18 protein-coding genes are annotated in these 13,067 nt (G+C 41.9%); 14 read left to right on the top strand and 4 right to left on the bottom strand.

Translation table 11 applies throughout. The features are described 5' to 3' along the window. Positions 1-20: 20 nt before the first annotated feature. On the bottom strand, positions 21-968 hold the full coding sequence (locus tag ND6B_RS13905) for a chemotaxis protein CheV (RefSeq protein ID WP_013463773.1): 948 nt from the start codon (positions 966-968) through the stop codon (positions 21-23). Positions 969-1,134: 166 nt separating this feature from the next. Between ND6B_RS13905 and ND6B_RS13900 the strand changes: the two genes are divergently transcribed. Both ND6B_RS13900 and ND6B_RS13895 read left to right on the top strand, forming a co-directional pair. After that, entirely contained in the window at positions 1,135-2,202 is a 1,068-nt protein-coding gene (locus ND6B_RS13900; protein ID WP_013463774.1) for a potassium channel family protein, read from the top strand. Next, a complete protein-coding gene (locus ND6B_RS13895; protein WP_013463775.1) occupies positions 2,202-2,393 on the top strand; it encodes a hypothetical protein in 192 nt (63 codons plus the stop codon). Before ND6B_RS13900 ends, ND6B_RS13895 begins: the two co-directional genes overlap by 1 nt. 21 nt (positions 2,394-2,414) lie before the next feature. Here ND6B_RS13895 and ND6B_RS13890 read toward each other — a convergent pair whose 3' ends face one another. After that, a complete protein-coding gene (locus ND6B_RS13890) occupies positions 2,415-3,446 on the bottom strand; it encodes a hypothetical protein (RefSeq protein ID WP_028835916.1) in 1,032 nt (343 codons plus the stop codon). Positions 3,447-3,572: 126 nt separating this feature from the next. Beyond that, positions 3,573-4,028, bottom strand: a complete 456-nt coding sequence (locus ND6B_RS13885; RefSeq protein WP_033102924.1) for an EVE domain-containing protein — start codon at positions 4,026-4,028, stop codon at positions 3,573-3,575. Positions 4,029-4,111: 83 nt separating this feature from the next. Here ND6B_RS13885 and tesB point away from each other — a divergent pair, with 83 nt between their 5' ends. Next, positions 4,112-4,969, top strand: a complete 858-nt coding sequence (tesB, locus tag ND6B_RS13880; protein WP_010391943.1) for an acyl-CoA thioesterase II — start codon at positions 4,112-4,114, stop codon at positions 4,967-4,969. A gap of 55 nt (positions 4,970-5,024) precedes the next feature. On the opposite strand, the gene plsB is transcribed toward tesB, so the two are convergent. Continuing rightward, entirely contained in the window at positions 5,025-7,463 is a 2,439-nt protein-coding gene (gene plsB, locus ND6B_RS13875; protein WP_033102925.1) for a glycerol-3-phosphate 1-O-acyltransferase PlsB, read from the bottom strand. 427 nt (positions 7,464-7,890) lie between these two features. Between plsB and rpsJ the strand changes: the two genes are divergently transcribed. From rpsJ to rpsQ, 11 genes are read left to right on the top strand one after another with little or no spacing between them, the layout of a single operon-like run. Continuing rightward, a complete protein-coding gene (gene rpsJ, locus ND6B_RS13870; protein WP_002957900.1) occupies positions 7,891-8,202 on the top strand; it encodes a 30S ribosomal protein S10 in 312 nt (103 codons plus the stop codon). Between the two features lie 27 nt (positions 8,203-8,229). Further along, a complete protein-coding gene (gene rplC / locus ND6B_RS13865; RefSeq protein ID WP_008108338.1) occupies positions 8,230-8,865 on the top strand; it encodes a 50S ribosomal protein L3 in 636 nt (211 codons plus the stop codon). Positions 8,866-8,882: 17 nt separating this feature from the next. After that, complete coding sequence (gene rplD / locus ND6B_RS13860) at positions 8,883-9,488, top strand: 50S ribosomal protein L4 (RefSeq protein ID WP_008108340.1); 606 nt, start codon at positions 8,883-8,885, stop codon at positions 9,486-9,488. Continuing rightward, on the top strand, positions 9,485-9,787 hold the full coding sequence (rplW, locus tag ND6B_RS13855; RefSeq protein WP_008108343.1) for a 50S ribosomal protein L23: 303 nt from the start codon (positions 9,485-9,487) through the stop codon (positions 9,785-9,787). Before rplD ends, rplW begins: the two co-directional genes overlap by 4 nt. 17 nt (positions 9,788-9,804) lie before the next feature. Continuing rightward, positions 9,805-10,629 carry a 50S ribosomal protein L2 gene (gene rplB / locus ND6B_RS13850; protein ID WP_007376192.1) on the top strand — a complete coding sequence of 275 codons (825 nt, stop codon included), beginning with the start codon at positions 9,805-9,807 and terminating at the stop codon, positions 10,627-10,629. A gap of 15 nt (positions 10,630-10,644) precedes the next feature. After that, positions 10,645-10,923, top strand: coding sequence for a 30S ribosomal protein S19 (gene rpsS, locus ND6B_RS13845; RefSeq protein ID WP_004588689.1), 279 nt, complete (start codon positions 10,645-10,647; stop codon positions 10,921-10,923). A 13-nt stretch (positions 10,924-10,936) separates the two neighbouring features. Then, positions 10,937-11,269: a 50S ribosomal protein L22 gene (gene rplV / locus ND6B_RS13840; protein WP_004588690.1), complete on the top strand. Its 333-nt coding sequence runs from the start codon at positions 10,937-10,939 to the stop codon at positions 11,267-11,269. A gap of 12 nt (positions 11,270-11,281) precedes the next feature. After that, positions 11,282-11,983, top strand: coding sequence for a 30S ribosomal protein S3 (gene rpsC / locus ND6B_RS13835; RefSeq protein WP_008108350.1), 702 nt, complete (start codon positions 11,282-11,284; stop codon positions 11,981-11,983). Between the two features lie 12 nt (positions 11,984-11,995). Further along, positions 11,996-12,409: a 50S ribosomal protein L16 gene (rplP, locus tag ND6B_RS13830; RefSeq protein ID WP_008108352.1), complete on the top strand. Its 414-nt coding sequence runs from the start codon at positions 11,996-11,998 to the stop codon at positions 12,407-12,409. Further along, on the top strand, positions 12,409-12,600 hold the full coding sequence (gene rpmC, locus ND6B_RS13825; RefSeq protein WP_004588692.1) for a 50S ribosomal protein L29: 192 nt from the start codon (positions 12,409-12,411) through the stop codon (positions 12,598-12,600). The genes rplP and rpmC overlap by 1 nt, the downstream gene beginning before the upstream one ends. Then, positions 12,600-12,857, top strand: a complete 258-nt coding sequence (gene rpsQ, locus ND6B_RS13820) for a 30S ribosomal protein S17 (protein WP_013463780.1) — start codon at positions 12,600-12,602, stop codon at positions 12,855-12,857. The genes rpmC and rpsQ overlap by 1 nt, the downstream gene beginning before the upstream one ends. Positions 12,858-13,067 lie beyond the last annotated feature (210 nt).

Genomic DNA, 13,067 nt, shown 5'->3' on the forward strand with positions numbered 1-13,067 from the left:
TATTTGCTAGTTATGCTCAATTAAGAATCACCAAGCACTTGCTTTAAGCGATTTTGTACTTCTTGAACGAGTAAGTCGGGCTGAAATTTTGATAAAAATGCATTACAGCCTACTTTTTCCACCATGGCTTGGTTGAAGCTACCACTCAGGGACGTGTTAAGCACCACATGTAAGTTTTTTAAGCGGTTGTCGTTACGTATTTCATAGGTTAAGCGATAGCCATCCATCGAAGGCATTTCGGCATCGGTAATCACCATTAGCAGCTCTTTTTCAACATCGCGTCCTTCATCAGCCCAGCTTTTGAGCATTTGTAGGGCTTCTAGGCCGTTACTGGCAGGAATAATTTCGATACCAAGCTGCGATAACGTATCGCTAACTTGTTTACGTGCTGTTGGCGAATCATCGGCGTGCAATATTTTGCGTCCTGCAAATTCGTTTACTATGGTTTCATCCAACACCCCATCAGTAATATTGACCTCGTACTCAACTATTTCAGCGAGTACTTTTTCTACATCAATAATTTCAACTAATTGCTCTTGGCCATCACGCTGCACTTTAGTTAGTGCCGTAATATAATGATTTTTACCCACAGAGCTGGGTGGCGGCATAATGTCAGACCAGGTCATATTCATGATTTGATCAACCTTGCCAATTAAAAAACCTTGTGTGGTGCGGTTATATTCAGTTATGACCAGGTTACAATCTTCACCATATTCTTTTTTAGCCATAGAAATGGCTTGGCGAAGGTCAATCACTGGGATAGATTCACCGCGTATATTGGCTACACCGGTTACCTTAGGGTGAGAGTGCGGTATTTTGCTTAAACGGGGAAGCTTTACCACTTCTTTTATTTTAAATACATTGAGTGCAAATAAATGGCGGCTATGCAAATAAAAAAGTAGCAACTCTAAACGATTTTCGCCTACAAGCTGAGTACGCTGATCAACTGACGCTAAAACACCTGACATAATAGACCCATATTTTTCCTCATAACTTTATAACTATAGTTTACTCTTATTTTTCTTCATAACGAACCGTGAATATTTCGATTACAGTAAAACGTTGCTTAAGTGTTATCATGTGCAGTATCGTGTTACTAAATGATTTAAATAATCAATCGATTAACAAAAAATTATGCATCATATTTTTAAACGTATTGTTGTGCTGTTGCGCAGCCATATTGATCAGGTAAGTTGGCAGTCTGTTGTAATAGCAACATCCTTACATATGCTGCTTACTTGGTGCTTATTGTTAGTGGCAAATGAGCAGGCACTGCTTTCACCGGGTACTTTTTTTTACTACTACACGGTAACCACTTCAACGGTAGGGTATGGGGATTTAAGTCCATCAACTGATTTAGGTCGTTGGATTGTCGCATTAATACAAATACCTTTTGGTTTGGCTTTATTTGGTGTCTTGTTGGGTAAAACAGGACAAACAGTAACTTACTTAATTAGGCGCGCTATGACTGGTGATAAAAACTTTGCTCACAGTAGCAATCATATTATTATTTTTGGTTGGCATAATGCTCGTACCAAAAAAATGATCGACTACATTTTGGCTGATACTAAGCGGACAGATCGCCGTATTTTATTAGCGGTTACTGAACAAATAGAGCATCCGTTTTTAAGTAATGAGAATGTTGATTTTGCTCGCCTAACCAGTTTCACCGATTTGGATGAATTAGAACGCGTTGCCATTCGCCACGCCGATAAAGTGATTATTGATGGCCAAGATGACGACCAAACATTTACCACCGCACTGCGTATTAGCCGTTTAGTCAAAGAAGATTGTCACATAAGTGCACACTTCTTTGATGAAACGAAAGTGGAAATGTTATTAGAGCATTGCCACAACGTAGAGTGTAGCAGTACTAAATCGGCAGAGATTTTAGTGCGCTCAATGCAAGATCCAGGCTCAAGTCGTGTACAAGAGGAACTATTATCAACCTTGCATGGTGATACGCAGTTTAGTTTACAAATCCCTAGTAATGTAAAAACCATGGAGTTTGGCAAATTATTTCATCACTTTAAGTACGATCATGATGCAATATTGTTAGGTGTGGCTCATAATTTAAGTGCAAAAAATATGGATTTAAATCCGCCTTTAGATTATGCAGTAAACGCCGGAGATATTTTGCATTACATTGCGCAAGAGCGAGTATTGAGTAATGAAGTTGACTGGCCTAGCTTGGAAAAATAATGACTGAAATTGCGTTTTTAATTATCGTTTTATGTGCTTATATTTTCCCTATTATGATAATTCTTAACAGTAAGCGTAGCCAAGGCCATGAAAAAAATGGCTGGCTAGTAGGCGCTATCTTCTTTTCGTGGATAGCGCTGATTCTTTACTTTTCGATTGTGCCCAAGCAAGGGCACGCCAAGAAAAAGTAATGAATGAGTACCTTTTGTTACTTATTCTAATTGTCTCAGCTTATGCTCAACCAGCGGGTCGTCTGGCGCTAGCTGTTGAGCCACTTCTAATAGTTTAATGGCATCATTTGGATTTTCATCTTGATGCTTAATGGCTACGTCTATTAAAGGTTGAATATCAATTTTTTCTTGGTGCTCTTGCACGTGCGCTGCTTTTTCGTCGATTAAAATAGTGTGAGCGGTACTTAATAACGCTTGACGATGCGGCGAATTAGCATTGGCTTTATTAAGTTTTTTATAATAATCCTCTTTTAAACGCAGTGTTTTTGTTTGTAGCCTAAATTGTGCAATGTCGATTTGTTGATTAGCAATAAAATCAACAGCCACTTGTTTATAAAACCCAAACTTATTTAAATAAGTGGCATGGGTGCCGTGCCCCATCCCAAATACGCGTAAGTGAGTGAGCTGCTGGTAGCGTTTAGCGTGTTGGCGGTCAATGCGGTTGGTTGGGTCGTAAATAATGTAGCCCTGTGCATCCCCTAAATCTAAATCATGGTAGTCACCTTGCCAGTCATATTGCTGGGCAATGTCGGTACTTGAGCGGTCATCCCAAGGGGCGATAAGTTTGTTTTTAGTGCTAACAGGATGGAAAAGCAGTACTTTGTCGAGTTTGAGTAATTTAGCAAATGCACCCACAGCAAAGCCGCCACGACTAAGTCCATAGCCTAGCTTGGTTTCAAAAGGAGAGAGTAGGGTTGATAGTTGCTCAATAAAAAAGATTAAATTGCGGTTACGAAACCAATTACTTTTACCCAAATGCTGAAACGCAATAATATTAACGTTTTGCTTTTGTGCTAAATGATAGCCCCAAGGTGCAAAGTCTTCGTTCAAATCACGCTCTTGTACATCAGTACCGGCAGGTGAAAAAGTAAAAAGTAAGGGTTTGTTGAGATCAACAAAGTGATATTTTACATACACATCACCGAGTAAATCCCCACCAGAGGTAGGTAGTTTTGCTTGCTTCTCATTATCGCTGAGAGTTAACCATTCATCTAACCAGTATAGTAATTTCATTTTTCCTCCAGTGCGCACAAGCCGCAGATCATAGCAAATCTGAGGGCATAAGAGAAATTGAGCCAAGCTATGCTGCGCTGGTGGAGTGCCTTTTTAATGGCAAAATGTATGTTACCTTTGCGACTATTAAGCCATGTTCAAAATTTCATTCCAGTCATTTTCGGTCACTGGCATGACCGATAAACGTCCCCCTTTTTTAAGTGCAATGTCTGTCACTGACTCATTTGCCTTAATTGCTTGCAAGCTCACTATGCTACTGAGATGAGAATGGTAGGTTACTTCCACCACAAACCAACGGGGGGTCTCAACGGTTGCTTTGGCATCATAATAATCGCTACTTAAGTTAAACTGAGTCGGATCAGGGTAAGCGGCTTTAGTGACAATTCCTATTCCCGCAACGCCAACCTGTTTACAGCTAGAATGATAAATCATCACTAAATCACCTTGTTTAACATCATCGCGGATAAAGTTACGCGCTTGGTAGTTTCGCACGCCTTCCCATAACGTGGTTTGTTCGGGTGCATACTTTAAGTCATCAATTGAAAAGGCGTCGGGTTCGGTTTTAAATAGCCAAAAAGCCATATTAGTTTTCCTCACTCAGTGTGTTGGTATTTTTCCAGTATTGTATAGTATCATTTAGAAATTAGGGGATTGAGGAAGAAATAATGAGCCAAGTATTAGATGATTTATTGTCGTTGTTATCACTTGAAGAAATTGAACAAGGTTTATACCGAGGACAAAGCCAAGACTTAGGTTTTAGAGCGGTGTTTGGCGGTCAAGTTATGGGGCAAGCGCTTTCAGCAGCCAAAGAAACACTGCCAGCGGGGCGAATTGTTCACTCATTACATTCTTACTTTTTACGCCCAGGCGATGCTGCAAAACCGATTGTGTACGATGTAGAAACTATACGTGATGGTAAAAGTTTTAGCACTCGACGTGTCAGTGCGATTCAGTACGGTAAACCTATTTTTTACATGACAGCGTCGTTTCAAGGTGAAGAGCAAGGGTTATCGCATCAGGCAACCATGCCTGATGTTCCAGCTCCTGAAGAACTGCGTTCTTCGTTAGAGTTTTATCAAGAAAATGCACAGCATATTCCTGAAGCAATCCGTAATAAGTTTATTCGTGAAATGCCGATTGAAATGCGCCCGGTGAACTTTCATAACCCCTTTAAACCTGAAGCCCTAGAACCGGTAAAACATATTTGGTTTAAAGCCAATGGCGATATGCCGGACGATCAACGTATTCATAATTACTTATTGGCGTATGCGTCTGACTTTGAGTTTTTACCAACCGCGCTGCAGCCACATGGTGTGTCGTTTATGCAGCCGAATATGCAAGTAGCGACCATAGATCATGCTATGTGGTTTCATCGTCCATTTAGAATGGATGATTGGATGTTATATACCATTGATAGCCCAAGCGCGAGTTCGGGACGAGGGCTTGTACGTGGGCAGTTTTTTGACCGCCAAGGAAATTTAGTTGCCTCGACGATTCAAGAAGGGGTAATGCGCCAGCGCTAACTCTTTAAAATCCACTATATTGAGTTAATTCAATACAGTGGATAATAAGAGTATGTTACTGACATTGAGCGTGAACAATGTCAGTAATTGATTGCCAAATACGTGCTGGCAACAGTGTTTGCAGTTGCTTGTAGGTCTCGCACAGCTCTTGGCTTCCTTGTAAGCCTGTATCAGATTCACTAATAAGCTTTTGTTCGCGTAGGTTTGAAATAAAGCTACTAAGTACCTTCTTATCAAAAAACTCCGGCGTTTTAATACCATGTAACGTACCCAAACGCTGTGCCAACACATAGCTTTCACGTTCAAGCTCTGCTTTTTCAATCCCTTGGCTGGTTTGAATAAAGCCAATCACAATCGCATAACGTTGCAAAGTAAAGCTCAATGCACGACCGAGCATTTCGAGTTTGGCAAAGCTATCGTTATTTTGAGTCACTTTAATGTTATCACCATCAAGCGCAATTAAGCCTTGATCACTAAAGTTAGTTAAAATACGAGTAACGTAGCTCTCATCTAACTCTTGCAAGTACCACTCTTTAGCAAACAATGGATAAAAAGATTTCACCAGCTGATGGCACTGAGTTACGGTGCTTTGATGTTGCTTAAATAAATGCAGCGCCACTAAACTAGGCACCGCAAAAATATGTAAAATGTTATTACGGTAGTAGTTGAATAAGGTTTTTTCTTTATCGCTTATCGCAATTATTTCGCCAAACTCATCACTGATCACGTCAAACTTGTTAAGTTTTAAGGCATGTTCAAGTAGCTGCTCTGGTGTTTCATCTGGTGCGGTTATTTTACTGCTATAGCTGGCTTCACGTTGCAATCGTAAGTAAAACTCAAGCTGAGCTAACAGCTTTGGCTTACTCAATGCCTGCTTATCGTTTACCAGCAGTATCATCGCCAGTAAGTTAACAGAGTTAAGTGCGGCGGCATTGTTAATTTTAACCATAACCTGATCAGCAAGATTAGCCACCTGCGGCCCTAACCATTGTGGTTTTTGCACATCGGTTGCATGAATTGATTCACGCCAGTCAGGCTGGTTATCATTTAAATACTGATTGATAGAAATAGGGTCGCCAAAGTTTAAATAACCACGACCATAGTTTTTTAAATTTTTAATCGCTTTAAAAATACCTAATATCGACTCGCCTTTTTTATCGTTCCCAGCCAGCTCTTTTAAATAGGTGTTTATTTCCATGACGTGCTCGTAACCAATATATACCGGCACAATAGATATAGGTCTGTCTATACCGCGCAACATGGCTTGCATTGTCATTGCGAGCATGCCGGTTTTAGGGGGTAGTAAACGTCCCGTTCTGCTGCGCCCACCCTCGGTATAAAACTTTACCGAGTAACCTTTGATAAATAACTGGCTTAAGTATTCTTTAAATACCGCTGAGTAAAGTTTGTTACCAGCAAACGAGCGGCGAATAAAAAACGCGCCACTGCGGCGGAATATGCCACCGGCTGGGAAAAAGTTTAAGTTAATACCCGCTGCGATATGCGGTGGAACAAGCCCTTGATGGTAAATAGAGTAGGTCAGTAGCAAGTAATCCATATGACTACGATGACACGGCATGTAGATTATTTCATGGCCTTTGTTGGTTAGGTCATGGATTTGCTCGGTGTACTTTATATCAATCCCATTATACAGCTTGTTCCAAAGCCAGGTTAATATGCGATCGGCAACGCGAATGGTGGCGTCGCTGTAATTAGCAGCAATTTCATCAAGAAGCTTTAATGCGTTTTGTCGCGCTTGGGCTTGGCTAATATTTTTTTCAGACGCTTCAGTTTGAATCGCTTTTTTTATCGTTGGGGATGCCAGTAGTGAGCTAAATAATTGATCTCGAGATGGGATTTTAGGCCCTGTGGCAGCCAGCTTCTGGCGCTTAAAGTGTACTCTAGCTACGCGAAGTAGTTTATGCGGAAGCTCATTTACATCGGCTTTTTCGTTCACCAATAGTGATAAATCGAGTGGTTGGCTAAAACGAATAAAGTTGTCTCTACCTGAAAAAAGTACAACAAATATTTTTCTAAACCAGCTGGGCGTAAGTGAGTGCGAAAGTAAAGTACTCAGTCCTGGCTTCTCTTTACCCGGCGCTCTGCCCCATAAAATAGTCACAGGCACAACCTGCACATTTTTTTGGCCACTATTTAATAAGTGTTCAATGATTTGCTTGCCCTGATCTAATGCGTTGGTAGGCTTTTCTTTATTACCAAATAACGGTGGTGGGTTTTTAATGCCAATAAAACGATCTAACGCTTGGTCACCTAACACTTGCTGCTCGGTTGGGTCGGGCAAGCCATTTCGTTTACATACACGCGCGAGTGCCGCTAAATCAAAGCGTGAATTTAAACGCACTATATAAAAGGTCGGGTTTTTAGGGTTTAACTCAAATTGCTCTAACGGCTTTTCAGGCAGTACTTTGCTTTTAACAAACAAACGGCTAATACCACCAGAGATAAGATTTAAACCATAATTTAAAATACGCATTGACTCACCATAAGAGAGTAGTTACCCAAACCAATATGGGTATATAACAGCAAAATTAGCGCATAGGATAACATATTATCTAAAAGATCCTCTGCAGATTAATCGACAAGCTATGACATTATAGTGACATCATCACTTCCATTACGTTCACTATTGTTAAACTTGACTGTTATTTAAACGACAATTGCAAAGCAATTATGTCTAAATAGTTGTTGCATTTATCACCAGCATCATTATAATACGCAGGCTTTCAAAATTCCCTCGGGAACAAGAAAGAATAAATTAAGCTTGGATTTCAAGCTAATAAACAGGAGTTCCGATTTGGAACTCAACGTAGATATAATCTAACAACCGGCATCTTAATTATTAAGATTGTTTCGGTCGTTTTTTTATGCTCTTTAAATGCTCTTTATATTGAGGTTTAAGAATGTCAAATCAACGCATTCGTATTCGCCTAAAAGCTTTTGACCACCGTTTGATTGACCAATCAACGGCGGAAATCGTGGAAACTGCGAAACGCACTGGCGCACAAGTACGTGGTCCAATTCCACTACCTACACGCTTTGAACGTTTTACTGTACTTACATCACCGCACGTTAATAAAGACGCGCGTGATCAGTACGAGATCCGCACCCATAAACGTCTGATCGACATCGTAGAACCAACTGACAAGACTGTAGACGCACTTATGCGTTTAGACCTTGCTGCTGGTGTTGATGTTCAAATCAGCCTGGGTTAATCGGAAGATTAGAGAGGTTTTAGGAAAATGGCATTAGGTCTAGTCGGTCGTAAAGTGGGTATGACACGTATCTTCACTGAAGATGGTGTATCTATCCCTGTGACAGTTATTGAAGCGACTCCTAACCGCATTGCTCAGATCAAATCTGACGCAACAGACGGTTATAACGCGCTTCAAGTAACCGCAGGCACTAAAAAAGCAAGCCGTGTAAACAAAGCAACAGCGGGTCACTTCGCTAAAGCTGGTGTTGAAGCGGGTCGCGGTCTGTGGGAATTCCGCCTAAATGGTGGTGAAGGCGATTTTGAAGTAGGCGCAGAGCTTACGGTTGAATTATTCAACGAAATCAACAAAGTTGACGTAACCGGTACTTCTAAAGGTAAAGGTTTCCAAGGTGGTGTTAAGCGCTGGAATTTCAGCATGCAAGACGCTACACATGGTAACTCTCTATCTCACCGTGCTCCTGGTTCAATCGGTCAAAACCAATCACCTGGTAAGGTGTTTAAAGGTAAAAAAATGGCCGGTCAAATGGGTAATGAGCAAGTAACAACTCAGAACCTTGAACTAGTTCGCGTTGACGCTGAGCGTAACCTGCTTTTAGTTAAAGGTGCAGTACCTGGCGCTATCGGCGGTGACGTTATCGTTAAACCAGCTGTTAAAGCATAAGTCCTGGAGATTTAGTGATGGAATTAGCAATTAAAGACGCTTCTGGCGCTCTTGAAGTTTCTGAAGCTACTTTTGGACGTGAGTTTAACGAAGCATTAGTACACCAAGTAGTTGTTGCATACGCAGCAGGTGCTCGTCAAGGTACTCGTGCTCAGAAGACACGTTCTGAAGTAAGCGGTGGTGGTAAAAAACCATGGGCTCAAAAAGGTACTGGCCGTGCACGTGCTGGTACAATCCGTAGTCCAATTTGGCGTTCAGGTGGCGTTAGCTTCGCAGCTAAACCACAAGACCACAGCCAAAAAGTAAACCGTAAAATGTACCGCGGTGCGATCAAAAGCATCTTATCTGAATTAGTTCGTCAAGAGCGTTTAATCGTTGTTGAGAGTTTTGGTCTTGAAGCACCAAAAACTAAAGAACTAGTTGCTAAGCTTAAAGAACTTGAGCTTAAAGATGTTCTTATCGTGACTGAAGAAGTAGATGAAAATCTTTTCTTATCGGCACGTAACCTGTACAAGGTTGACACACGTGATGTAGCTGGTATCGATCCTGTAAGCTTAATTGCTTTCGACAAGGTACTAATTACAGCTGCTGCTGTTAAGCAACTTGAGGAGGCGCTAGCATGATCCGTGAAGAACGTCTTTTAAAAGTGATCCTTGCTCCACACATCTCTGAAAAAAGCACAATCGCTGCTGAAGAAAACAACACGATTGTTTTCAAAGTAGCAAATGACGCAACTAAAGCTGAAGTTAAAGCGGCAGTTGAGAAGCTTTTTGAAGTAGAAGTAACTGGTGTTCGCACACTTAATGTTAAGGGTAAAACAAAACGTACTGGCATGCGTTTCGGTCGTCGTAGCGACTGGAAGAAAGCTTACGTTACTCTTAAAGAAGGTAGCGAGCTGGACTTTGTCGGCGGCGCCGAGTAATAAGGGGAGTTAGAATTATGGCACTTCAAAAGTGTAAGCCAACTTCTGCGGGTCGTCGTCACCTAGTTAAAGTGGTTAACCCAGATTTACATAAGGGTAAACCTTACGCACCACTATTAGAGAAAAACTCTAAATCAGGTGGTCGTAATAACAATGGTCGTATTACGGTTCGTCATATCGGTGGTGGTCATAAGCAACATTACCGTTTAATCGATTTTAAACGTACTAAAGATGGCATTCCAGCCACTGTTGAGCGTTTAGAATATGATCCAAATCGTAGCGCAAACATCGCTCTTGTATTATATGCAGACGGTGAGCGTCGTTACATTATCGCACCAAAAGGCTTAAAAGCTGGCGATGCAATCCAGTCTGGTGTTGATGCACCAATCAAACCTGGTAATGCATTACCTATGCGTAATATGCCTGTAGGTTCGACTGTTCACAACGTAGAACTTAAACCAGGTAAAGGTGCTCAAATTGCACGTTCTGCTGGTGCATACGTTCAAATCCTTGCACGTGATGGTCAATATGTAACATTACGTCTTCGTTCAGGCGAAGTTCGTAAAGTTGAATCTGATTGTCGTGCGACACTAGGTGAAGTAGGCAATGCTGAGCATATGCTTCGTTCACTTGGTAAAGCAGGTGCAAATCGCTGGCGTGGTATTCGTCCGACAGTTCGTGGTGTTGCCATGAACCCGGTTGATCACCCACACGGTGGTGGTGAAGGTCGTACATCTGGTGGTCGTCATCCTGTGTCTCCATGGGGTAAGCCGACTAAAGGTGCTAAGACGCGTAAGAACAAGCGTACGGATAAATTTATAGTACGTCGTCGTACTAAGTAATATTGAGGAATAGCCATGCCACGCTCTCTCAAGAAGGGTCCTTTTATAGACCTACACTTGCTGAAGAAGGTAGAGAAAGCTTTGGAAAGCGGTGAAAAGAAGCCAATTAAAACTTGGAGCCGTCGTTCAATGATCATACCTAACATGATCGGATTGACCATTGCTGTCCATAATGGTCGCCAGCATGTACCAGTTTTCGTTTCTGACGAAATGATCGGTCACAAACTAGGTGAATTTGCACCAACTCGCACTTACCGTGGCCATGCTGCGGATAAGAAAGCGAAGAAACGTTAAGAGGGGAAGATAAATGCAAGCATTAGCTAAACATAAATTCGCCTCTGGTTCGGCGCAAAAAGCGCGTCTAGTTGCAGATCAGATCCGCGGGTTACCTGTCGATCGCGCACTAGAAATCCTGGCGTACAGCCCGAAAAAAGCGGCTGTATTAGTTAAGAAAGTACTTGAGTCTGCTATTGCTAACGCAGAGCATAACGAAGGTGCTGACATTGATGAGCTACGTGTAACAACGATTTTTGTGGACGATGGTCCAACAATGAAACGTATTATGCCACGTGCTAAAGGACGCGCAGACCGCATCCTTAAGCGTACAAGCCACATCACTGTTGTGGTTTCAGATAGCTAGGAGATATAAGTAATGGGACAAAAAGTTCATCCTACTGGTATTCGCCTAGGTATATCTAAACCTTGGGTTTCTACCTGGTACGCGAATTCAAAAGATTTCTCTGCACAGCTTTTTGGCGATCACAAAGTACGTACATTCCTTACTAAGGAATTAAAAGCGGCTTCTGTGTCTAAAATCGTTATTGAGCGTCCAGCAAAATCTATCCGAGTAACTATTCACACGGCTCGTCCGGGTGTTGTTATCGGTAAAAAAGGCGAAGACGTAGAAAAATTACGTCAAGCGGTAACTAAAATCGCTGGTGTACCTGCTCAGATTAATATTTCTGAAGTACGTAAACCAGAACTAGATGCACAACTAGTAGCAGACGGCATTGCCTCTCAGCTAGAGCGTCGTGTTATGTTCCGTCGCGCTATGAAGCGTTCGGTACAAAATGCAATGCGCATCGGTTCTAAAGGGATTAAAGTTGAAGTTAGCGGTCGTCTTGGCGGCGCAGAAATCGCACGTTCAGAATGGTATCGTGAAGGTCGTGTACCTCTACATACTCTTCGTGCTGATATCGACTACGCAACTTCTGAAGCCTTAACCACTTACGGTATCATTGGTGTTAAAGTTTGGATCTTCAAAGGCGAAGTTATTGGTGGTTTACCACTAGTACAAGAGCAAGAGAAGCCAGCTAAACGCGCACCAAAGAAAGCCAAAAAAAGTGCTAAGTAGAGGTAGCGAGTAATGTTACAGCCAAAACGTACAAAATTCCGTAAAATGCATAAAGGCCGCAACCGTGGTCTAGCGCAAAACGGTAACAAAGTAAGCTTCGGTACTTTCGGTTTGAAAGCTACTGGTCGTGGCCGCATGACTGCTCGTCAAATCGAAGCAGCTCGTCGTGCTATGACGCGTCACGTGAAACGTCAAGGTAAAATCTGGATCCGTGTCTTCCCTGACAAGCCGATCACAGAAAAACCTCTTGAAGTTCGTATGGGTAAAGGTAAAGGTTCTGTTGAATATTGGGTTGCTGAAATTCAGCCTGGTAAAGTACTTTACGAAATGGAAGGTGTTTCAGAAGAGCTTGCTCGTGAAGCGTTTAACCTTGCTGCTCGTAAACTGCCATTCAAAACAACTTTCGTAACTCGGACGGTAATGTGATGAAAGCAAGCGAACTAAAAGATAAAAGCGTAGAAGAGCTAAATGCTGAACTTCTAGGTCTTCTTCGTGAGCAGTTTAACCTGCGCATGCAAGCAAGCACTGGTCAGTTAGCTCAGACACACACGCTAAGAACAGTACGTCGCGATATCGCGCGTGTAAAAACAATTATTAACCAGAAGGCAGGTCAATAATGAGCGATAAAATTCGTACTCTTCAAGGCCGTGTAATCAGCGACAAGATGGAAAAATCTTTCACTGTTGCTATCGCACGTTACGTGAAGCACCCAATCTATGGGAAATTCATCAAACGTACGACTAAGTTACACGTACATGACGAAAATAACACTGCAAAAGCGGGTGACGTAGTTACTATCCGTGAATGCGCTCCAATCTCTAAGAACAAATCTTGGACTTTGGTAGATGTTGTTGAACGTCCAAAACAAGCTTAATTTTTAATTAAGTCTGTTTTATGAAAAGCCCCGGCATTAGCTGGGGCTTTTTACGTTTAGAGCAGTTTTTAGCGGTAAGCTTTCAGCCTTTAGCTGGCAGAAGTAAATTATAGCGCCGTAGTTTGGGTTGAGTGTTACGAACCTAAGTGCAATAAAATATTATTATAAAATAGGCGTAAGAAAAGCCTTTGCAAGTGCAAAGGCATATGC

Origin of the sequence: Pseudoalteromonas sp. ND6B, assembly GCF_000764215.1 — a bacterium.
Classification (GTDB): Bacteria; Pseudomonadota; Gammaproteobacteria; order Enterobacterales; family Alteromonadaceae; genus Pseudoalteromonas; species Pseudoalteromonas tetraodonis.

Bases quoted from the DNA above. Each gene is read 5' to 3' on its own strand.
- tesB (WP_010391943.1), top strand. From the start codon at position 4,112: ATGAGCCAAGTATTAGATGATTTATTGTCGTTGTTATCACTTGAAGAA.
- rplC (WP_008108338.1), top strand. From the start codon at position 8,230: ATGGCATTAGGTCTAGTCGGTCGTAAAGTGGGTATGACACGTATCTTC.
- rplV (WP_004588690.1), top strand. From the start codon at position 10,937: ATGCAAGCATTAGCTAAACATAAATTCGCCTCTGGTTCGGCGCAAAAA.
- rpsQ (WP_013463780.1), top strand. From the start codon at position 12,600: ATGAGCGATAAAATTCGTACTCTTCAAGGCCGTGTAATCAGCGACAAG.
- ND6B_RS13885 (WP_033102924.1), bottom strand. From the start codon at position 4,028: ATGGCTTTTTGGCTATTTAAAACCGAACCCGACGCCTTTTCAATTGAT.
- plsB (WP_033102925.1), bottom strand. From the start codon at position 7,463: ATGCGTATTTTAAATTATGGTTTAAATCTTATCTCTGGTGGTATTAGC.
- rpmC (WP_004588692.1), top strand. From the start codon at position 12,409: ATGAAAGCAAGCGAACTAAAAGATAAAAGCGTAGAAGAGCTAAATGCT.
- rplP (WP_008108352.1), top strand. From the start codon at position 11,996: ATGTTACAGCCAAAACGTACAAAATTCCGTAAAATGCATAAAGGCCGC.
- rpsS (WP_004588689.1), top strand. From the start codon at position 10,645: ATGCCACGCTCTCTCAAGAAGGGTCCTTTTATAGACCTACACTTGCTG.
- ND6B_RS13895 (WP_013463775.1), top strand. From the start codon at position 2,202: ATGACTGAAATTGCGTTTTTAATTATCGTTTTATGTGCTTATATTTTC.
- rpsJ (WP_002957900.1), top strand. From the start codon at position 7,891: ATGTCAAATCAACGCATTCGTATTCGCCTAAAAGCTTTTGACCACCGT.
- ND6B_RS13890 (WP_028835916.1), bottom strand. From the start codon at position 3,446: ATGAAATTACTATACTGGTTAGATGAATGGTTAACTCTCAGCGATAAT.
- rplD (WP_008108340.1), top strand. From the start codon at position 8,883: ATGGAATTAGCAATTAAAGACGCTTCTGGCGCTCTTGAAGTTTCTGAA.
- ND6B_RS13900 (WP_013463774.1), top strand. From the start codon at position 1,135: ATGCATCATATTTTTAAACGTATTGTTGTGCTGTTGCGCAGCCATATT.
- rplB (WP_007376192.1), top strand. From the start codon at position 9,805: ATGGCACTTCAAAAGTGTAAGCCAACTTCTGCGGGTCGTCGTCACCTA.
- rpsC (WP_008108350.1), top strand. From the start codon at position 11,282: ATGGGACAAAAAGTTCATCCTACTGGTATTCGCCTAGGTATATCTAAA.
- rplW (WP_008108343.1), top strand. From the start codon at position 9,485: ATGATCCGTGAAGAACGTCTTTTAAAAGTGATCCTTGCTCCACACATC.
- ND6B_RS13905 (WP_013463773.1), bottom strand. From the start codon at position 968: ATGTCAGGTGTTTTAGCGTCAGTTGATCAGCGTACTCAGCTTGTAGGC.